Annotated in this window: 16 protein-coding genes and 1 pseudogene; 6 read left to right on the plus strand and 11 right to left on the minus strand. The window is 67.0% G+C overall.

Going from position 1 to position 19,246, the window contains the following annotated elements:
* Positions 1-128: 128 nt before the first annotated feature.
* Positions 129-2,492 (plus strand): annotated as a pseudogene (locus tag CGUA_RS08380) (glycogen/starch/alpha-glucan phosphorylase); the annotation flags it as partial.
* A 771-nt stretch (positions 2,493-3,263) separates the two neighbouring features.
* On the opposite strand, the gene nadC reads toward CGUA_RS08380, so the two are convergent.
* Genes nadC through nadA form a run of 3 tightly spaced genes read right to left on the minus strand, consistent with a single transcriptional unit; the run spans position 3,264 to position 6,652 of the window.
* Entirely contained in the window at positions 3,264-4,145 is an 882-nt protein-coding gene (nadC, locus tag CGUA_RS08385; protein ID WP_290194648.1) for a carboxylating nicotinate-nucleotide diphosphorylase, read from the minus strand.
* 1 nt (position 4,146) lies between these two features.
* Positions 4,147-5,670 (minus strand): L-aspartate oxidase, encoded by a 1,524-nt coding sequence (locus CGUA_RS08390; RefSeq protein ID WP_290194650.1) that lies wholly within the window; start codon positions 5,668-5,670, stop codon positions 4,147-4,149.
* Positions 5,663-6,652 carry a quinolinate synthase NadA gene (gene nadA / locus CGUA_RS08395; protein ID WP_290194652.1) on the minus strand — a complete coding sequence of 330 codons (990 nt, stop codon included), beginning with the start codon at positions 6,650-6,652 and terminating at the stop codon, positions 5,663-5,665. Before nadA ends, CGUA_RS08390 begins: the two co-directional genes overlap by 8 nt.
* Positions 6,653-6,730: 78 nt before the next feature.
* Here nadA and CGUA_RS08400 point away from each other — a divergent pair, with 78 nt between their 5' ends.
* Entirely contained in the window at positions 6,731-7,438 is a 708-nt protein-coding gene (locus CGUA_RS08400; RefSeq protein ID WP_290194654.1) for an NUDIX hydrolase, read from the plus strand.
* 75 nt (positions 7,439-7,513) lie between these two features.
* Here the strand turns inward: CGUA_RS08400 and pyk are convergent, their stop codons facing one another.
* The 3 genes from pyk to CGUA_RS08415 all read right to left on the minus strand — a co-directional run bounded on the left by pyk (position 7,514) and on the right by CGUA_RS08415 (position 10,893).
* Positions 7,514-8,953: a pyruvate kinase gene (gene pyk / locus CGUA_RS08405; protein ID WP_290194657.1), complete on the minus strand. Its 1,440-nt coding sequence runs from the start codon at positions 8,951-8,953 to the stop codon at positions 7,514-7,516.
* Between the two features lie 96 nt (positions 8,954-9,049).
* Positions 9,050-10,054, minus strand: a complete 1,005-nt coding sequence (gene lgt, locus CGUA_RS08410; RefSeq protein ID WP_374725037.1) for a prolipoprotein diacylglyceryl transferase — start codon at positions 10,052-10,054, stop codon at positions 9,050-9,052.
* 26 nt (positions 10,055-10,080) lie between these two features.
* On the minus strand, positions 10,081-10,893 hold the full coding sequence (locus CGUA_RS08415; protein WP_290194661.1) for an indole-3-glycerol phosphate synthase TrpC: 813 nt from the start codon (positions 10,891-10,893) through the stop codon (positions 10,081-10,083).
* 1,478 nt (positions 10,894-12,371) lie between these two features.
* Between CGUA_RS08415 and CGUA_RS08420 the strand changes: the two genes are divergently transcribed.
* Entirely contained in the window at positions 12,372-13,481 is a 1,110-nt protein-coding gene (locus CGUA_RS08420) for a hypothetical protein (protein WP_290194664.1), read from the plus strand.
* On the opposite strand, the gene CGUA_RS08425 is transcribed toward CGUA_RS08420, so the two are convergent.
* From CGUA_RS08425 to priA, 5 genes are all read right to left on the minus strand, one after another.
* On the minus strand, positions 13,482-14,117 hold the full coding sequence (locus tag CGUA_RS08425) for a TIGR02234 family membrane protein (protein ID WP_290198355.1): 636 nt from the start codon (positions 14,115-14,117) through the stop codon (positions 13,482-13,484). It lies immediately after the preceding gene.
* A 62-nt stretch (positions 14,118-14,179) separates the two neighbouring features.
* On the minus strand, positions 14,180-14,533 hold the full coding sequence (gene hisI, locus CGUA_RS08430; RefSeq protein ID WP_290194666.1) for a phosphoribosyl-AMP cyclohydrolase: 354 nt from the start codon (positions 14,531-14,533) through the stop codon (positions 14,180-14,182).
* Positions 14,530-15,306, minus strand: coding sequence for an imidazole glycerol phosphate synthase subunit HisF (hisF, locus tag CGUA_RS08435; protein ID WP_290194668.1), 777 nt, complete (start codon positions 15,304-15,306; stop codon positions 14,530-14,532). Before hisF ends, hisI begins: the two co-directional genes overlap by 4 nt.
* A gap of 10 nt (positions 15,307-15,316) precedes the next feature.
* The gene (locus CGUA_RS08440; protein WP_290198356.1) at positions 15,317-16,108 is read right to left on the minus strand and encodes an inositol monophosphatase family protein; all 792 of its coding nucleotides are present in this window, start codon (positions 16,106-16,108) and stop codon (positions 15,317-15,319) included.
* A 61-nt stretch (positions 16,109-16,169) separates the two neighbouring features.
* On the minus strand, positions 16,170-16,907 hold the full coding sequence (gene priA / locus CGUA_RS08445; RefSeq protein WP_290194670.1) for a bifunctional 1-(5-phosphoribosyl)-5-((5-phosphoribosylamino)methylideneamino)imidazole-4-carboxamide isomerase/phosphoribosylanthranilate isomerase PriA: 738 nt from the start codon (positions 16,905-16,907) through the stop codon (positions 16,170-16,172).
* Positions 16,908-17,091: 184 nt separating this feature from the next.
* Here priA and CGUA_RS08450 point away from each other — a divergent pair, with 184 nt between their 5' ends.
* From CGUA_RS08450 to CGUA_RS08460, 3 genes are read left to right on the plus strand one after another with little or no spacing between them, the layout of a single operon-like run.
* Positions 17,092-17,901, plus strand: coding sequence for an ABC transporter ATP-binding protein (locus CGUA_RS08450; protein ID WP_290194672.1), 810 nt, complete (start codon positions 17,092-17,094; stop codon positions 17,899-17,901).
* A complete protein-coding gene (locus tag CGUA_RS08455; protein WP_290194674.1) occupies positions 17,891-18,541 on the plus strand; it encodes an ABC transporter permease in 651 nt (216 codons plus the stop codon). The genes CGUA_RS08450 and CGUA_RS08455 overlap by 11 nt, the downstream gene beginning before the upstream one ends.
* The gene (locus tag CGUA_RS08460) at positions 18,538-19,221 is read left to right on the plus strand and encodes an ABC transporter permease (RefSeq protein ID WP_290194676.1); all 684 of its coding nucleotides are present in this window, start codon (positions 18,538-18,540) and stop codon (positions 19,219-19,221) included. The genes CGUA_RS08455 and CGUA_RS08460 overlap by 4 nt, the downstream gene beginning before the upstream one ends.
* Positions 19,222-19,246: the final 25 nt, after the last annotated feature.

Raw genomic sequence — 19,246 nt, forward strand, 5'->3', positions numbered from 1 at the left:
TGCCTGCGGGGACGTTCCTGACTATGCTGGTGCGGGCATGTGCTTGACGACGCCGAGGGTGGCTGTCCGCCCTCGGCAGTCGCCTGTTCTATGACTGCTATCACTTGATCGGCTCAGGAAGGTTATCCATGGCACTTAACTACTCTCAGAAGGTCGACGGGCACGTTCGCGCGGCCGCCGGGACGGTCTCCGAAAGCGCCACCAACCGCAAGTTCTGGTTCGGACTGTCGCGCTCCGTCATCGACGAGATCGCCGAGAACTGGCACAAGACCCGCCACACCTACGCCGCCGCCCGCCAGCAGCACTATTTCTCGGCCGAGTTTCTCATGGGCCGGGCCCTGCTGAACAACCTCACCAACCTGGGCAGGGTGGAGGAGGCTTCCGCGGCGGCCGCCGATCTGGGTCACAACCTCGTCGACGTCCTCGAGGCCGAGAACGACGCCGCCCTGGGCAACGGCGGCCTCGGCCGTCTCGCCGCCTGCTTCCTGGATTCCGCCGTCACCCAGAACCTCCCGGTCACCGGCTACGGCCTGCTCTACCGCTACGGCCTGTTCCGTCAGGAGTTCCAGAACGGCTTCCAGGTCGAGCACCCGGATCCCTGGCGCGAGGACGGCAACCCCTTCACCATCCGCCGCAACCGTCAGCGGCTGCGCGTCAACTTCGACGACATGATCGTCCAGGCCATCCCCTATGACATGCCCATCACCGGCTACGGCACCGACAACGTCGGCACCCTACGCCTGTGGAAGGCCGAGCCGCTGGAGGAGTTCGACTACGACGCCTTCAACTCCCAGCGCTTCACCGAGGCCATCATCGAGCGGGAGCGCGTCAACGACATCTGCCGTGTCCTCTATCCCAACGACACCTCCTACGAGGGCAAGAAGCTGCGGGTGCGCCAGCAGTACTTCTTCACCTCCGCCTCCCTGCAGCAGATGGTCAACAACTACGTGACCCACCACGGCGAGGATCTCAGCGACTTCGCCAAGTACAACTCCATCCAGCTCAACGACACCCACCCGGTGCTCGCCATCCCGGAGCTGATGCGCCTGCTCATGGACGAGCACGGCATGGGCTGGGAGCAGGCGTGGGAGATCGTCACCGAAACCTTCGCCTACACCAACCACACCGTCCTCACCGAGGCACTCGAGACCTGGGAGATCTCCATCTTCCAGTCGATGTTCTGGCGCATCTGGGAGATCATTGCCGAGATCGACCGCCGCTTCCGACTGGACATGGCCGGGCGTGGCCTCGAGCAGCAGGTCATCAACCGGATGGCCCCGGTCGCCAACGGGTCCGTCCACATGGCCTGGATCGCCTGCTACGCCTCCTTTTCCATCAACGGGGTGGCCGCCATCCATTCCGAGATCATCAAGCGCGACACGCTCAGGGACTGGTCCGCGCTCTGGCCGGAGAAGTTCAACAACAAGACCAATGGTGTGACCCCGCGTCGCTGGCTGCGCATGATCAACCCGGGCCTGTCCGACCTGCTCACCCGCCTGGTCGGGTCCGATGGCTGGGTGACCGATCTCGACGGGCTCAAGGAGCTGCGCCCCTACGAAAACGACGAGAAGGTTCTGCGCGAGCTCATCGACATCAAGCGGGCGAACAAGGTGAAGTTCGCCGAGTGGATCCGGGAGCGCCAGGGAGTCGAGGTCGACCCGGACTCCATCTTCGACACCCAGATCAAGCGTCTGCACGAGTACAAGCGCCAGCTGCTCAACGCGCTGTACATCCTGGATCTCTACTTCCGAATCAAGGACGGCGAGCGGGACGTGCCGAAGCGCACTTTCGTCTTCGGTGCGAAGGCCGCGCCGGGCTATGTCCGTGCCAAGGCCGTCATCAAGCTCATCAACACCATCGGTGACCTGGTCAACAACGATCCGGACACCCGGGACATCATCCGCGTGGTGTTCATCGAGAACTACAACGTCTCCCCGGCCGAGAAGATCATCCCCGCCACCGACGTCTCCGAGCAGATCTCGCTCGCCGGCAAGGAGGCCTCCGGCACCGGCAACATGAAGTTCATGATGAACGGCGCACTGACGCTGGGCACCATGGACGGCGCCAACGTCGAGATCGTCGACGCCGTCGGTGAGGACAACGCCTACATCTTCGGCGTGCGCGTCGAGGGTCTGGACGAGGCCTTCGCGGAGTACTCCCCGCACCAGGTCTACGAATCGGTGCCGGGACTCAAGCGCGTCCTCGACGCCTTCGACGACGGCACCCTCGATGACCACGGCACCGGCATGTTCCATGACCTGAAGAACTCGATTCTCCACGGTTACGGTGTCCACGCCAACGACGTCTACTACGTCCTCGGTGACTTCGCCGACTACCGCGAGACCCGTGACCGCATGGCCCGCGACTACTTCGAGGACCCGATGAACTGGGCGAGGATGTGCTGGGTCAACATCTGCGAGTCCGGCCGCTTCTCCTCCGACCGCACGATCAACGATTACGCGACCGAGACCTGGAAGCTCGAGCCCGCCCCGATCAGCGCGACAGCCGCCCCGCTCAGGGAGAGGGTCGTTGCCGCGGTGAAGAAGGTGGCTCCAGCGAAGCAGAGCACGGCCAAGAAGACCACGGCCAAGAAGACGACCGCGAAAAAGAGCACGGCCAAGAAAACGACGGCCAAGAAGAGCACATCAGAGACGGCCCCCACCGAGAAGGCCGCGGCTAAGAAGAGCGCGGCCAAGAAGACCACGGCCAAGAAGACGACCGCGAAAAAGAGCACCGGCGGCAAGAAGTAGCCACCCGGTCAAGAGATGACGCCGGCCCCGCGTTCACCGGGGGCCGGCGTCGTGGTCTGTCGGGGAGTGCCCGGCAGTTCCAGGTCTGCGATGCGCTGCGCCGCTACCCCTCTGCAGCCATGCGTGGTGGCGGAGTCCTGCGGGGTGGGTAATCCCGAATTGCCCCACAACTTATTCGACGGAAAGATCGATCGCCCCTGCCAGCCACCACAGGCACACCCCAGGAGAGCTGAATCCGACTCTTGCCGGCGGCATTCGAGGCGTCATGTGTGACGGCCTAGGTTGGCGTCGGCATGCTCCCCTGATCCACGTTACTGTGCAACCGATGGGCTTCTTCTCGCGTTTTCTCCAGGGGTTTGTCTCGACGCTCGTGGTTCTCGCCTTGGTGGGCGTGGTTTTACTCCTGCTGGGAGTAGTTTCTCGGCCAGACATCCCGTGGGCGGTTTTCCTCGGAACAACGATCTCACTCCTGGCCGGAGCCGCCCGCGCAACGATCACCCGACGCTGGAACACCTAGACCAGGTCGAAACCTAGGTCGAGTACCGTCGTCGAGTGCGTCAGCGCTCCCACAGCGATGAAGTCGACGCCCGTGGCGCCGTAGGCGGCGGCGTTGGCCAGGACGATGCCGCCGCTGGCCTCGGTGCGCACTCCCGCCGGGCGGGCGATCTTCACTGCCTCGGCGGCGGTGGCCGGGTCCATGTTGTCGAGCAGGACCAGCTCCGCGCCGACGCTCACCGCCTCCTTGACCTGCTCCAGGGTGTCGCACTCGACCTCGACCGGCAGGTCCGGGAAGGTCTCCCGGATGGCGGTGAAGGCCGCGGTCAGCGAACCGGTGGCTGCGATGTGGTTGTCCTTGATCAGGGCGGCGTCGCCCAGCCCCATGCGGTGGTTCTGCCCGCCGCCGCAGCGCACGGCGTATTTCTGCAGCACCCGCAGGCCCGGCACGGTCTTGCGGGTGTCCCGCACGACGGCATCCGTGCCCTGAAGCGCGACCATCCAGTCATGCGTCGCGGTGGCGACCCCGGACAGCTGGGAGACGTAGTTGAGCGCGGTGCGCTCGGCGGTGAGCAAAGTACGCACCGGACCCGTCACCCGCAGCACCACGTCACCCGGCTTGACGACGCTGCCATCACCCAGCAGGACCTCCGTCTCCAGCTCCACCCCGTCGCGTTCACCCATGATCTCCAGCGCAAGGGCCGCGACGGGTACGCCGGCGAGGCATCCGAGCTGACGGGAAACGATCTCGGCGGTGCCGGTGGCCTCGCCGCCGATGGTCGCGATGGTCGTCGCGTCCGGGCCCCAGGCGAGATCCTCGTCAAGGGTGGCGGCGACGTGGCGGTACACGTCCTCATAGTCCAGGCCGGCCTCGCGCAGGGCGGCGGTGCTGTCAGTCATGTCAGACTCCAATGTGGTTGTAGATGGGCAGGTCCGGGCGGGCGTCGTCGGTGCGGCGGTGACAGCCCAAGGAGTTGTCGCGGGCGCGGGCGGCCAGGGCGATCGCCCGTCCGGCGACGGCCATGTTGGTCGCGTCCAGCGAGTCCCCGGTGAACTCCGTGGCGGCAGGCAGCGCGTCCAGGGCGGCGACGGCCTCGGCGAGGCCGGCGGCGGTGCGGACCACCCCGACGTGCCTGTCCATCGTCGCACGAATGATCGCCCCTCCGCCGACCAGACTGGCCGGAGTGCGCGCGAGCGCCTCGCCCCGGACGGTCCGCTGCCCGGCCAGTCGCAGACCGCAGCGGTGGCCCGCAACCAGGGCCTCGGTCAGCGAGTTCGACGCCAGCCGATTGGCGCCCTGGACCCCGGTGCCGGCCACTTCCCCGACGGCGCTCAGGCCGGGTACCGAGGTGCGCCCGTCGAGGTCGGCGGCCACGCCGCCGCAGTGGTAATGCGCGCCGGGGCGCACCGGGATGGGCTCAAGGGCGGCGTCGATGCCGCGTTCGAGGAGCATGGCGTTGATGGTCGGGAAGCGTTCCCCGAAACCGGCCACCCCGCGGGCGTCGAGGTAGGCGTGCTCGGCGCCGGTGCGGCGCAGGTGGGCGGAGATTTCGGCGGCCACGACGTCGCGGGGCGCCAGATCGGCCAGCGGGTGCCGGCCGGCCAGGAGACGTGCCCCGTCATCGCCGATGAGCACGGCCCCCTCCCCGCGCACCGCCTCGGAGACGAGGACGTCCTTGCCGCCGGTACGGGGCACGGCCAGCACCGTCGGGTGAAACTGGACGAACTCCACGTCCCGGACCTCGGCGCCGGCACGCAGGGCCATGGCCAGTCCGTCGGCGGTGGCGACCGGGGGGTTGGAGGTCAGCGACCACATCGCCCCGATGCCCCCTGCGGCGAGGACCACCTCGTCGGCGAGGATGACACCGATGCGGCCCTGACGCAGGACCCGGGCACCGCAGACGGCTCCATCGGCGTCGGTGAGCAGGTCGACCGCCCGGGTCCCGCTGTGCACCTCGACGCCGGCGCGGGCCGCGGCGCCCAGCAGCGCCTGCTGCACGGTGTGGCCGGAGTGGTCGGCGGCGTGCACGATGCGGCGGTGGGAATGCCCGCCCTCCAGGTGGAGATCCCCGTCGAAGTCGGCCCCGTAGGCCACCAGACGCGCGATCGCCGCCGGGGACTCCTCGACCAGCGTCCAAATCCGGTGTGGGTCGCCGTGGCCGCCGCCGGCCGTCAGGGTGTCGGCGGCGTGCGACTCCAGGCAGTCCCGGGGATCGGTCACCGCGGCCAGGCCACCCTGGGCCCAGTCCGTCGCGCCGTCGGAGGGATCGGTGCGGGACAGGACGGTGACCTGACGGGCGGGGGCTGCGTCGGCAAGCGCCAGTGCGGTGGACAGACCCGCGGCGCCGGAGCCGACGATGAGCACCCCGGTGCGCTCGGTGAAGCGCGCCGGGGGCGTGACCAGTTCGGTACGCGTCCTACTCACCGCCGCCGGGGTTGCCGATGGCGACCATGCGCTCGACGGCGCCGCGGGCGGCCGCGGCGATCTTCTCGTCGACGAAGATCTCGTCGGTCTGGTTCCGGAGGCAGGCCAGCAGCTTCTCGGCGGTGATCATCTGCATGTACGGGCAGGCGGCCTTCGGGTTGACCGGCATGAACTCGGTGGCCGGGTTCGCTTTGCGCAGCTGGTGCAGCATGCCGATCTCGGTGGCGACCAGCACCTTCTCGCTCGTGGACTTCCTGGCGGCCTCGAGCATCCCGCCGGTGGAGAGGATGTGGGTGTTCTCCTGCGGCAGCTCGCCGGACTCGGCCATCCACAGCGCGCTGGTGGTGCAGCCGCATTCGGGGTGGACATAGAGCTCGGCGCCCGGGTTGGCCGTGACGGTGTCGACGAGGTTGGTCGGCGAAATATCCGCGTGGACGTGACACTCGCCCGCCCAGACGTGGATGTTCTCGCGGCCGGTGCGCCGGCGCACGTGCGCACCGAGGAATTGATCCGGCAGGAAGAGGATTTCCTGGTCCGGGTCGATGGAGTTGACGACGTCCACCGCGTTCGAGGAGGTGCAGCACACGTCCGTCAGGGCCTTGACCTCGGCGGTGGTGTTGACGTAGCTGACGACGACGGCGTCGGGGTGCTCCGCCTTCCACGCGCGCAGCTGGTCGGCGTCGATGGTGTCGGCCAGGGAGCAGCCCGCGTTCGCGTCCGGAATGAAGACCCGCCTGTCCGGGGAGAGAATCTTCGCGGTCTCGGCCATGAAGTGCACGCCGCAGAAGATGACTTCATCGGCGTCGGTCTCCGCGGCGATGCGCGACAACCCCAGGGAGTCCCCTACGTAATCGGCGATGTCCTGGATTTCCGGAAGCTGATAATTGTGCGCCAGGATGACGGCGTTGCGCTCGCGCGCAAGTTCGCGGACCTGCTGTGCCCAATCGGCGTCGAGGCCGGTGGGGACGGTTCGAGTGGTCATGGCAGTTGCTCCTAGGTACGGCCGGCAGGAGTTTTCGACTATGAGTCGTAAACTTCGGCTCAGGCTAGCATGTCAGTCATGTCTCAAAAAACCGGCCCCCTGCGAGACTCCCACGGCACCGCCAAGTACCGCCACGAGATCATCGCCGTCGTACTCCGGGTCGACCCCTCCGACGGGCTGTCCGTCCTGGTCACCCGCCGCACCCGGGCCCCTTTCCGGGGCAGGTGGGGGCTGCCCTCCGGCGCACTGGAGACCGAAGAGCTGCTCGACGATTCCCTGCGCCGTCACCTCGCCGACCGCACCGGGCTGCGCCACCTCAACCACCTGGAGCAGCTCGAGACCAGGGGCGCCCCCGACCGCGATCCCGCCGACCGCACCATCGCCACCGCCTACCTCGGCCTGGTCGCCGGCCTGCCCGAGCTCGACCCCGGCGCCGTCTGGCTTCCGGTGGCCGACGTCACCGGCGAGGCCATGGCCTTCGACCATGCGGAGCTGGTCTCCGTCGCAGCGGAGCGCCTGCGCGCGAAGCTGTCCTACACCAACATCGGCTTCGCTCTCGTCGACGAGGAATTCACCATCTCTCAGCTGCGCGACACCTACGCCACCGTCCTCGGTTACCGGGTCAACGCCACCAACCTGCGCCGCATCCTGGAACGTCGCCGCCAGCTGGAGCCCACCGGCACGACCGCCCCCTCCGGCACCGGCGGGGGCCGGCCCGCGGCCCTCTTCCGCTTCTCGACGCGCGCCCTGCAGGTCACCGATCCCTCAGCGGTGCTGCGCCCCTGACCCCGGCAGGCGAAACGCCCCTTCCTTCCCCGACCAGATCGGGGAAGGAAGGGGCGTCAGGCTGCGGGAGCGATCCTACTCCTCGCCTTCCGGCATGGGGGCGCGCAGCGGCTCACCCAGGCGGTGAACATGGATCATGTTGGTGTTGCCGGAGATTCCTGGCGGGGTGCCGGCGACGACGACGACCATGTCGCCCTCGTTGTAGTCGTCCTGGGCCAGGAGCTGGCGGTCGACCTCCTGCATCATGTCGTCGGTCGAGTGGACCTTGTTGCACAGGAAGGTCTCGGTGCCCCAGGTCAGGGCCAGCTGGGAGCGCACGGCCGGGTTCGGGGTGAACACCAGCAGCGGCAGCTTGGAGTGCAGACGGGACACGCGCTTGGCGGTGTCGCCGGAGGTGGTGAATGAGACCAGCGCGCGGGCATTGAGACGCTCCGCGATGTCACGCGCGGAGTAGGCGATGACGCCGCGGCGGGTGCGCGGGATGTGGTTGAGCTCCGGGACGGTGCCGCCGGTCTCGGCGACCTTGACGATGCGCGACATGGTGCGGACGGTCTCGTGGGGGTACTTGCCCACGGAGACCTCGCCGGACAGCATGACCGCGTCGGCGCCATCGAGCACGGCGTTGGCGACGTCGGAGGTCTCCGCCCGGGTCGGGGTGGAGTTCTCGATCATCGAGTCGAGCATCTGGGTGGCGACGATGGCCGGCTTCGCGTTCTCGCGGGCGATCTGGATGGCGCGCTTCTGCACCAGCGGGACCTGCTCCAGCGGGATCTCGACGCCGAGGTCACCACGGGCGACCATGATGCCGTCAAAGGCGAGGATGACCGACTCGAGGGCGTCGACGGCCTCCGGCTTCTCGATCTTGGCGATGACCGGCACGCGACGGCCAACCTCGTCCATGATCTCGTGCACCAGGTCAATGTCGGAGGGGGAACGCACGAAGGACAGCGCAACGATGTCGACGCCGAGCTTCAGCGCGTACCGCAGATCCTCCTTGTCCTTGTCGGACAGGGCCGGGGCGGAAATGTTCATTCCCGGCAGGGAGACGCCCTTGTTGTTCGAGACTGGGCCACCCTCGGTGACCTCACACACGACGTCGTTGCCGTCGACCTCGATGCACTTGAGGCCGACCTTGCCGTCGTCGACGAGGAGACGGTCGCCGGGCTTCGCGTCCTCCGCGAGGCCCTTGTAAGTGGTCGACACGCGGTCGTGGGTGCCCTCGACGTCCTCAGTGGTGATGCGGACGATCTCACCGGTGGCCCAGTAGGCCGAGCCCTCCGTGAATCGACCGAGGCGAATCTTCGGGCCCTGCAGGTCAGCGAGAATGCCGACGGCCTGGCCGGTCTCGTCGGTGGCTTCACGGACCCACTTATAGTTCTGCTCGTGATCGGCGTGGTCGCCATGCGAGAAATTCATGCGGGCGACGTTCATGCCCGCCTCAACGAGCTCGCGGATGCCTTCCTGGCTGGCGACAGCGGGGCCGAGCGTACAAACGATCTTCGTTCTTCTGTTCACGTGGACCACCTTACTACGTAAAGGTATTATCTTGCTTGTTTATTGGGGAGCTGGCCCCAATCTACGCGGTTTCGGCGTCGTTCGCCGTCCATGTTTTTAGCCCTCACCCTTCCGGTCGGGTCCTTTCCGGACTCCGGAACTTCCGCTTGTTTCCGCTCCGCGGGGCAACTCCCCTTCTTCACCGGTCGCCCGGGCGTTGTCCCACTTCTCGCGGGGCAGCACCTCCCCGGACTCGTCGCGCGGCCGCGGATCCACCTCTTCTGGCGTCTCGCGCCCCTTCCGAAGGCTGAAAAAGACGATGACGGAGACGATGAAGACGATGACGGAGACCCAGGTGTTGACGCGCTGGCCAAGGATCATCGTCGCATCATCCGCCCGCATCAACTCGACCCAGAAACGGCCCAGGGTGTAACCCGCGACATACAGCACGAACACCCGGCCGTGACCGAGGCGGAACCGGCGCTCCGCCCACAGCAGGAAGACGAAGACGAGGAGGTTCCAGATCAGCTCGTAGAGAAAAGTCGGGTGCACCGTCGCGATGACCTCACCCGTGGAGGTGCCATTGAGCGGCGAAAACTGGCCGTTCTCATCCACGCGGTAATAGATTTCCAGCGCCCACGGGACGTCGGTCTCTCTGCCGTAGATCTCCTGGTTGAACCAGTTACCCAGACGGCCGATCGCCTGCGCCAGAATCACGCCCGGCGCAACGGCGTCCGCGAACGGGCCGAGCGGAACACCCTTCCACCGGAACAGGCCCCACACGGCCAGCGCCCCCAAAGCGATGGCACCCCAGATGCCCAGACCACCAGCGGTGATGTTGAACGCCGCCCAGGGATTGCACCCCTCACAGAAGTACTTGTCCGCGTCCGTGATGACGTGGTACAGGCGCCCGCCGATGATTCCGGCCGGGATGGCGACGATGGCCGCGTCCCAGACCATGTCGGGGTCTCCCCCACGGGACGTGTAACGGCGCATGGTCAGCCAGATCGCCACCAGCATGCCGGCGATGATGCACAGGGCATAAGCGCGAAGCGGGATGGGGCCAAGGTGCCACACGCCCTGCGGTGGGGACGGGATATTCGCCAGAATCATCGTATTCACCCCATCAGTGTGCCAAAGCCCCGTGGTTATCGCGAGGGACAGGCCGGGTGCTGGCCGGTGGCCACCAACCGCTGCGCCGCCTGTCTCGGATTCTCCGCGGAGAGGATCGACTCACCGATCAACACCGCATCCGCGCCGTGCCCCGCGTAACCGAGCAGATCCTTCGGCACCCGGACACCGCCGACCGCGATCCGGATGATTTCGGCAGGCAAGCCCGGGACGATGGCCGCGAAGTTCTCCCGGTTCAGCTCATCGGACGTGATCGACCACGCGTTGACCCCGACGACTCTCACCCCGGCCCTCAGCGCCCGATCGGCCTCCTCCGGAGTACGAACCTCGGCCACCGCCGTCATTCCCAGCGACTCGGTCCTATCCACCAGCGCCTCGAAACGCGCCTGTTCCAACAGCTCCACCTGCAGAGGTACGACGTCGGAGCCGTAGACGCGGGCCTCATGGACCTGATACGGGTCCACGATGATGTCGCGCATCATCATGGGAACCTCCACCGCCTCCCGGGCCTGGCACATGTCCTCGAGCGACCCCAGGAACCTGCGGTGCTCAGTCTGACACGCGATGAGGTGCGCCCCGACCTCCTGAAACCCCGCCGCCGCATCCGCAATCGAGTCGATCGCGAATTCGGTGCCCGAATGCGGCAGGCGCCGCTTGATTTCCACGATCACGGAACACCCGGGCCGCATCAGCGCCTCGATGGCGTTGCGGGTGGGAGCGGTGTCTCGGGACATCGCCTTGATCTCCCGGAACGGGATGCGAGCTTCACGCGCGGCAACATCCTCGAGGATGCCTGCGACAATCTCGTTCACTGCCAGTGCCTTACCCACGTCACCCCTCCCGTCGGTGCGTTGAGATGTAAGCCATACGTTAGTACCGGCCGTCACACCCGAAGAAATCCTTCGAGGTCACCGGTACCCCCTCACTTCGGGCCGAGCCTCTGCTCACTTCAGTGGGCAAAACCCTCCTACGGCAAGCGGGACGGCCGGGGCTGTGCGAGAGTGAGGGACGTCTCGTTAATAGATGTTCTCGGGGGTGAACAAGAAATGAGACCTCTCCACACGGTGCTCGGCTCGATTCTGCTAGCAGCGACTACTACGGCCTGCGCTCCGACGGTCGCGGAACAGGCAGTTCCCACAGCGGCGCCAAACACGACCGCACCCGCCGAGGTGCCGCCAGGGTTCTACTTCGACGGGGAATTCGTGACCCTCGGGGACTTCGACCCGGAAGGTCCCGTCGACCTGATCAACATGTGCGATCACCTTCCTGACGAAGTACTGCACAAGGCGGGGATGAAGCGGGTCGAGGGGCTTGAAACCTCTCACGGACCATACGGCATCACCTGCGTCCTTCAGCCTTCGGACGAAACCTTTGAATACGGGGAGTTTGAAATTATGACCGATGCTGTCCCAGTAAGTCGCTTTCTGCAATCTGGCTACATATTAGACTCCGTGCCAGAATCCACCACACCTGGCGCGTTTACCCATGTGTTTAGTTCGGATGGGTTTGGAAGCGAATGCTGGGCGTCAGTATCTACTGATGCGGGACGAGTCGGGGTAGGATTCTCCTCCTTTTCTCCCATCAGTACCCAAGCAGAGTTCTGCGAAATTGCTCTTCGAGGCCTAGACAGCCTCTACACACAACTCCGGGGGGTTTGAAAACCATGTTTTCGCTGGATATTTCTTCAATTGATTCTGCTCGACGGTCTGTATCCCTAATCAGCAATAGTGTAAAACTGCGTATGCGCGAGGCTGAAGCCTCTTCATTGAATGGTAGTTTCTCGACAGCAGCCGGACTGAACTCCACTGGTCTTTCTAATGGCTTGGCCTTACACGGAACCCCAGCTTCAGCAAATATTATCCTTCGATTACTAGGGAAAACCCTCTCAGGAACCGCCTCCAATCTCCAGGCCCTCTCCGACGGTGCATCCACGACTGACATCACTTACGCGCAAGGCTTCGACACCGTAGACGAAGGTGGCACCGGAGCGGTCGACTCCCCCTTCCTCGCCGAAGGATTCAGCGGAGTCGAGTCATCACCCTTGTACAAACAGTTGCCCCTGATTCCAGTGCCGCCGAGCCTCATGGGGCTGGAAGCTCAGATGGTGGCGACTTCCATCGGTCAGGCGGCCGATGCGAACCATACCTGGGGCAAGATTATTTCCGGGCTGAGTGAGGCGACCGCCGATATCTTCAAGGTGGCGAACACAGTTCAGGCCGCTGGTTACGGTGTCGCCATCGATGAAGCAGTCGACAGTATTCGCAGCACAGGAAACACATCCGCCACGTTCACCTCGAATGCCTCCGCGATGCGGGGACACGTCGATGCGCTGTGGAACGCCAAGATCGCCATGCACAACTACGTTCGCCAGGCGATCGACATTGTCGCGGCATCGGGCACGCTCTCCCCCGCTCACGCCGCCCAGATGGATCTGGCACTCCGGACGGCCTACGTCCCCTTCGCCAACACGGCGCTCGCTCCCGCGCAGCCAATCCCGGTCACGCTAACCTCCGCGAATGCTCCGTCCCCGGGGTCCATCGTCGAAGCCGGGCGTAATGCGGTGAGTGTGGCGTCGACGGTAGCTAACGTCATCGACAACGTTCAGTGGCCCAACTCCGCGCGCCAGGAACTCATTTCCCACGTTGCGCAGCATCCCGGCGAGTTCAGCACGGCGGAGCAGGCCGCTGAGCTCATCGACGTCCTGCACCCCTATTCAGGAAGCGACATTGACCCGGGCCAACTAGCCACCGGCGCGGCGTCGACGGGTCCGCTGAACCCGGTGAGCCCACTGAATGGTTCCGTTCCCGCGGGCACCGCCACCCCAGGCATGGCCCAGTCCGGCGGTCTTGCCCCCGGTGTCTTCGGCGGGGCTGCCGCGGCTTCCCCCGGGGGAGGCGCCTCAACTGCCGGCCCCGCCATGAGCCCTCACTCCGGTTCCGTACCTCTTGCCTCAGGGGTGGTGGGACCGGGTGCCGGGCGATCCGCGGGCGGATCCCACGATCGCCCCGCCCGTCCCGGGGTCATCGGGTCCTCGAGCCGCGGCACCGGTTCCGGCGTACCGGGTTCCCATGCTGGCGGTTCCGGTTCCGGTCTTCGCGGCGGCATGCCCACCGCGGGGGCGACAAAGGTCGCGGCACCAGATTCCGCCGGCCAGAACTCCGCGCACCACGGTGCGCGCTCGGCGCCGGGCGCGGGTGCGGGGCCTGGCCTCAGCGGTCGCCCGGGAATCATGATGGGCGGCCCGATGGGCGGCGCCGGCGGTCGCGCCGGACGAGCCTCCGAAACCACCGGCGCCAAGGCGGTGACCAGCCAGGTCGAGCGGGAGGGCAACCTCCGTGACCTGCTCGGGGATCGACCGGCGGTGGTTCCGGGAGTCATCGGCTCCTGGGTGTTTGAGCAGCCGGACAACCGCCGCTGACTAGTTTCGGCCCGGGTCCAGGTCGGTCGGGTCGATGTCGGCGTCGAGGGCGTCCCACAGGACGCGACCCGAGTCCGGGGTCGCGCGCAGGTCTTCCGCCAGCTTTTCCTCGCGCTGCGCCTTCCGCTCGTACTTGTTTAGCTTGGCTCCGTCACTGCCCGGCTTCATCGCCAGCAGGACACCGCCGACGAGGGCGATGGCGCTTCCGAGCATCGCCACCAGTGGTCCTGCCGTGGAGACGGTGATGTTGGTGATCTCCGCCCAGGAGGAAATGGAGACCGGGTTGCTGGCCTGCTGACTGGCGGCCCCGGAGGTGAGCAGTTGATGGGCACGCTGCGGGTCGGCGCCGTTGCTCAGCAGCATCAGCGGCGTCCATGACGCGCCGACCGCGGCCAGGGCCGAAATGGCCCCGACAACACGACGGCCCACCTTGCGCAGGGCGAAGGCCGCGACGGACGCGACCAGAAGCAGCAGCGCGATCGCGGTGGCCTCGGTGGACCAGGCGGCGCCACTCAAATCGATGGTCGAGGCGCCGGCCTTGTCGTCGAAGGCCTCCACGGTCAGCCACGTCATGCGGGAGGCGAACCAGAGCAGGAGCGCGCCGAGCATCAGGAGCAGACCGGCGATGAAGGACATCTTCCGGTCGCTCACGGGAGCGGCGGCGACGGGAGCGGAGGAGTTCTCGGAAGCGGGGGTACTCACAGAAGGGTGTCCGAATCGAAGCAGGTGCGGGTGCCGAGGTGGCAGGCGGCGCCCGTCTGGTTCACGGTCATGAGGATGGTGTCGCCGTCGCAGTCGAGCCTGACGCCGGTGACTTCCTGGGTGTGGCCGGAGGTTTCGCCCTTGATCCAGTACTGGTCGCGGGAGCGGGAGTAGTAGGTGCCCTTGCGGGTGGCCAGGGAGTGGGCCAGCGCATGGGTGTCCATCCACGCCATCATGAGGACTTCGCCGGTTCCCTCGGCCTGGACGATGGCGGGGATGAGCCCGGCGTCGTTAAGCTTCAGGCGCCCGGCGATGGACTCGTCGAGTTCGTAGGACCGGATGTCGCTCATCGGCGGACCTCGTAACCTGCCTCATCCAGGGCGTCCTTGACTTCGCCGACGGTGACCTCGCCGAAGTGGAAGATGGTGGCGGCCAGGACTGCGTCGGCGCCGGCGGCGACGGCCGGCGGGAAGTGCTCGGCCTTGCCTGCCCCGCCGGAGGCGATGATCGGGACAGTGACGGCGGCGCGAACCTTCTCGATCAGCTCAATGTCGAAGCCGTCCTTGGTGCCGTCCCCGTCCATGGAGTTGAGCAGGATCTCGCCGACGCCGAGCTCCTCGCCGCGGCGCGCCCATTCAACGGCGTCAATGCCCGCCGAACGGGTGCCGCCGTGGGTGGTCACCTCGAAGCCGGAGGGCTGTGGCTCGCCCCCCTCCGGGACGCGGCGGGCGTCGACGGAGAGGACGATGCACTGGGCGCCGAACTGCTGCGAGAGCTCGCGCAGCAGCTCCGGGCGGCTGATGGCGGCGGTGTTGACGGAGACCTTGTCGGCGCCGGCGCGCAGCAGCTCGTTGACGTCCTCGACGCTGCGCACGCCGCCGCCGACGGTCAGCGGGATGAAGATCTGCTCGGCGGTGCGGCGGACGACGTCGAGCATGGTGCCGCGGCCGTGCTTGGAGGCGGTCACGTCGAGGAAGGTCAGCTCGTCGGCGCCCTCGGCGCCGTAGCGTTGCGCGAGTTCCACCGGGTCGCCGGCGTCGCGGAGGTTTTCAAAGTTGACGCCCTTGACCACACGGCCATTGTCGACATCCAGGCAGGGAATGACACGGATCGCTACCGACATGACTACTCCTTTAGTTCCGGCCCTGGTCTTTCTTGGCCAGGATCTTGTTCATCGTACTCATGATCTCCCGGTGCGCCGCTTCCGTACCGGCCACGACGCCGGTGGATTTGGGCACCCAGGGATCACCCGCGATGTCGGTGACCACGCCGCCGGCCTCCCGCACGAGCAGGACGCCCGCGGAGTTGTCCCACATGTAGGGGGAAAAACTCACGGCTCCGTCAAAGGTGCCCTGGGCGGTCAGGGCCAGGTCCACGCCGACGGAACCGGTGATACGCGGGCGCAGGGCCGATTCGGAGAGGCGGGCCAGCACCTCCAGCCGCATGGACGTCGGGAAGCGGGAGCTGTACTGCGCGCCGACGGAGGAATAGCCGACCTGAGCCACCAGCGGGCTGCGGTTGCGGATCGGGTCGGCCCGCCGTCCGTTGACGGTGACCCCCCTGCCCTTCACCGCGGTGAGGCGGCGCGAGAGCATCGGGATGGAGGTGACGGCGACGACGGGTTCGTCGTCGAGCACGAGGCTGACGAGAATCGCGGACAGCGGGTTGCCGGCTGCGTAGTTGGAGGTGCCGTCGATGGGATCGACGATCCAGGTGGCCTCCGGCTGGTAGACGCCGCCGGCCTCCTCCCCGAAGACCGGGATGTCCGTCGCCTGGGTGAGCATGCGGCGCACCGTGGACTCGATCTCCACGTCGATCTCGGTGGCGAAGTCGCCGGGGAACTTCAGGGAGGCGGGATCCGAACCGAGGCCGGCGATGAACATCGCCTCGGCCTCTTCGACCACGCGGACCGCGTGGGCCAGCATGTCATCCAGGTTGCGCACGGGCAAGCTCCGTTCTCTGTCTGCGAGGTCCACTCGGCCGCGGTCAGCGGTCGGCGACCGCCGCGAGCGCGTCGACAAGCGTGAAGCGCTTCTCGTAGAGCGCCTTGCCGATGATGACGGAATCGATGTCCTCGTCGGCGTATTCGGCGATGGCCAGCACGTCCTCGATGGAGGAGATGCCGCCGGAGGCGGTGACCATAGCGTCGGTGGCGGCCGAGACCTCGCGCAGCAGGTCTATGTTAGGGCCGGCCAGGGTGCCGTCCTTGGACACGTCGGTGACGACGAAGCGCTGGCAGCCGGCGGAATCGAGGCGCTCGAGCACCTCCCACAGGTCACCACCGTCCGAGGTCCAGCCGTTGCCCTTGGTGCGCCACTCCCCGTCCTCGAAGCGCACGGCGATGTCGACGGCGACCTGGTCGCCGTACTTGCCCAGCACCTCGGCTATCCACTCCGGCTTCTGCAGCGCGGCGGTGCCGATGTTGACGCGCTTGGCGCCGGTCGCCAGGGCACGCTCAAGGGACTCGTCGTCGCGGATGCCGCCGGTCAACTCCACGTTGATGTCGAGCCTGCCGGTGATCTCCGCCATGAGCTCGTGGTTGGAGCCGCGGCCGAAGGCGGCGTCGAGGTCGACGAAGTGGAGCCAGGTCGCGCCCTGGGCCTGCCAATCGAGGGCGGCGTCGAGCGGGGCGCCGTAATTCTTTTCCGTACCGGCTTCGCCCTGATCAAGGCGGACAGCCTGGCCATCGACGACATCTACGGCAGGCAGGAGAGTGAAAGTCATGGCACACATCCTAGCGTGCACCTACCCGCGCCCAGGCAAAGCGCCGGACCTTTGGGGAGGTTCCCGGCCCACGCGCGCCCACCCCCCGTTGTCGCCGCCGACCATTCTTCATTAACCTGGGCGCGACCTGCGTTCCACCCCTAGTTTCTCGCAGCCGACCCGCCCCTGACGGAGGAGGACTCCGATGATCGAGTTCCGCGACGCCACCGTGCGCTACCCCGGAACCGACGGCCCCGCGGTCGACCGGTTCTCCCACGCCTTCCCGTCCCGGCGCCTGACCGCCCTGGTCGGCACCTCGGGCTGCGGTAAGACGACCCTGTTGCGGATGATCAACCGCATGGTCGCCCCCACCTCGGGAACGGTGCTCGTCGACGGCGCCGACGTCGCGACCCGCAACCCCGTCGAGCTGCGTCGCTCCATCGGCTACGTCATCCAGGGTTCGGGCCTGCTGCCGCACCGCACGGTCGAGCAGAACATCCTGACGGTGCCGCGGCTGCGCCGTCAACGCACCGGCGCCCGGGGGCTCGGCGAGCTCATGGAGATGGTCGGCCTCTCCCCGGACCTGCGCCGCCGCTACCCCGGCGAACTCTCCGGCGGCCAGGCCCAGCGCGTCGGCGTCGCCCGTGCGCTGGCCCACGATCCGAACATCCTGCTCATGGACGAGCCCTTCGGCGCCGTCGATCCCCTCATCCGCCGCGACCTCCAGGAGAACCTCCTCCAGCTGCAGGAGGAGCTGCACAAGACCATCGTCCTGGTCACCCACGACATGAACGAGGCCTTCCGCCTCGCCGACGAAATCGTCCTGCTTTCCGGCGACGCCCACATCGAGCAGGTCGGCTCCGCCGAGGAACTGCTGATGAACCCGACCAGCGAGCACGTGCGCCGCTTCGTCGGCGACGACGCCCGCTCGCTCAGCGTGGATCCCGGCACCGGCATTGTCCGCGACGCCCACGGCCACGTCATCGGCACGGCAGGAGCGGCCCGTGAACGTTGAGTGGCTGCTCGCCAACGTGGATCAGATCGGCCGGCTCGCCCTCACCCACGCCAACCTCTCCTGGCCCGCCGTCCTGGCTTCGACCCTGATCGCGCTGCCCATCGGGTGGGTGGCCCACCGTTACGCCTGGGGCCGCGACGCGCTGGTGGGGTTGGCCTCCGTCCTGTACGCCATCCCCTCGCTGGTGCTGTTCATCCTGATGCCGCTGGTCCTGGGCACCTCCATCATCTCCCCGCTCAACGTTCTCGTCGCCCTGACCATTTACGGCGTGGCCCTGCAGGTGCGCACCGTCGCCGACGGTTTTGACGCGGTCGACGCCACCCAGCGCAACACCGCCACCGCCCTGGGCTACACGTCCCTGCGCCGCGTGCTCGGGGTGGAACTGCCGCTGGCGGCGCCCGTGATCGTCGGCGGGATCCGGGTGGTCTCCGCGTCCACGATCTCGCTGGTCTCGGTCGGTGCACTCATCGGCGTGCAATCGCTCGGCTCGCTGTTCACCAACGGGTTCCTGCGCTCCTTCCCCACCGAAATCCTGGCCGGCATCATCGGCACGGTCATCCTCGCGCTGCTTTTCGACGCCCTCATCGTCGCCGCGGCCTGGCTGCTGCTGCCCTGGACCCGGGCCCGGAGGACGCGATGAACTTCCTTCTCGAGGCCGTGCGCCATCTCCTCGACCCCGCGAACACGGCCGTGCTCACCCAGCGCGTCGGCGAGCATCTTCTCTACTCTTTCCTGGCGTTGGCCATCGCCATGGCCGTCGGCCTGCCGCTCGGGCTGTGGCTGGGCCACCGCCGCACGGGCTCTTCCGCCATCCTCGCTTTCTCCGGGGCGTTGCGTGCCATGCCGACGCTCGGTCTGCTGACCTTCCTCACCGTCCAGCTCTCCTTCGGGATCCGGCTGCCTCTCATTCCCGCGATCATTGTGCTGGTCATCCTCGCGATACCCCCGGTGCTGGCCAACTCCTTCTCCGGCATCGCCGCGATACCCGCCACCATCGTCGACTCCGCCCGCGCCGTGGGTCACACGGAGTTTCAAATCCTGAGCCGGGTCGAGCTGCCGCTGGCCGGCGCCACCATCGTCGGCGGCGTACGTTCGGGGATGGTGCAGGTGATGGCCTCCGCGACGGTCGCCTCCTACATCGGTCTCGGCGGGCTGGGCCGGCTCATCCTCGACGGTCTCGCCGTGCAGGACTACGCCCGCATGGTCGCCGGGGCGTTGGTGATCATCGCCCTGACCCTGCTCATCGACGCCGCCCTCGCCGTCGTCCAGCGCGCGGTCCGGCCGGCCGGAGTGCGGGGGCGAAGCCCGCGCCGTCGCTGAGCGGAATTACCTATCCTTGGGGCAA

The sequence above is a fragment of the Corynebacterium guangdongense genome, assembly GCF_030408915.1.
In the GTDB taxonomy this organism is placed as follows: Bacteria; Actinomycetota; Actinomycetes; order Mycobacteriales; family Mycobacteriaceae; genus Corynebacterium; species Corynebacterium guangdongense.

Excerpts from the sequence above, each read along its gene's own strand:
- nadC (WP_290194648.1), bottom strand. The coding sequence starts at position 4,145 with ATGACTGACAGCACCGCCGCCCTGCGCGAGGCCGGCCTGGACTATGAG.
- nadA (WP_290194652.1), bottom strand. The coding sequence starts at position 6,652 with ATGACCACTCGAACCGTCCCCACCGGCCTCGACGCCGATTGGGCACAG.
- CGUA_RS08400 (WP_290194654.1), top strand. The coding sequence starts at position 6,731 with ATGTCTCAAAAAACCGGCCCCCTGCGAGACTCCCACGGCACCGCCAAG.
- CGUA_RS08420 (WP_290194664.1), top strand. The coding sequence starts at position 12,372 with ATGCGGGGACACGTCGATGCGCTGTGGAACGCCAAGATCGCCATGCAC.
- CGUA_RS08425 (WP_290198355.1), bottom strand. The coding sequence starts at position 14,117 with ATGTCCTTCATCGCCGGTCTGCTCCTGATGCTCGGCGCGCTCCTGCTC.
- hisI (WP_290194666.1), bottom strand. The coding sequence starts at position 14,533 with ATGAGCGACATCCGGTCCTACGAACTCGACGAGTCCATCGCCGGGCGC.
- hisF (WP_290194668.1), bottom strand. The coding sequence starts at position 15,306 with ATGTCGGTAGCGATCCGTGTCATTCCCTGCCTGGATGTCGACAATGGC.
- CGUA_RS08440 (WP_290198356.1), bottom strand. The coding sequence starts at position 16,108 with ATGCTGGCCCACGCGGTCCGCGTGGTCGAAGAGGCCGAGGCGATGTTC.
- priA (WP_290194670.1), bottom strand. The coding sequence starts at position 16,907 with ATGACTTTCACTCTCCTGCCTGCCGTAGATGTCGTCGATGGCCAGGCT.
- CGUA_RS08450 (WP_290194672.1), top strand. The coding sequence starts at position 17,092 with ATGATCGAGTTCCGCGACGCCACCGTGCGCTACCCCGGAACCGACGGC.
- CGUA_RS08460 (WP_290194676.1), top strand. The coding sequence starts at position 18,538 with ATGAACTTCCTTCTCGAGGCCGTGCGCCATCTCCTCGACCCCGCGAAC.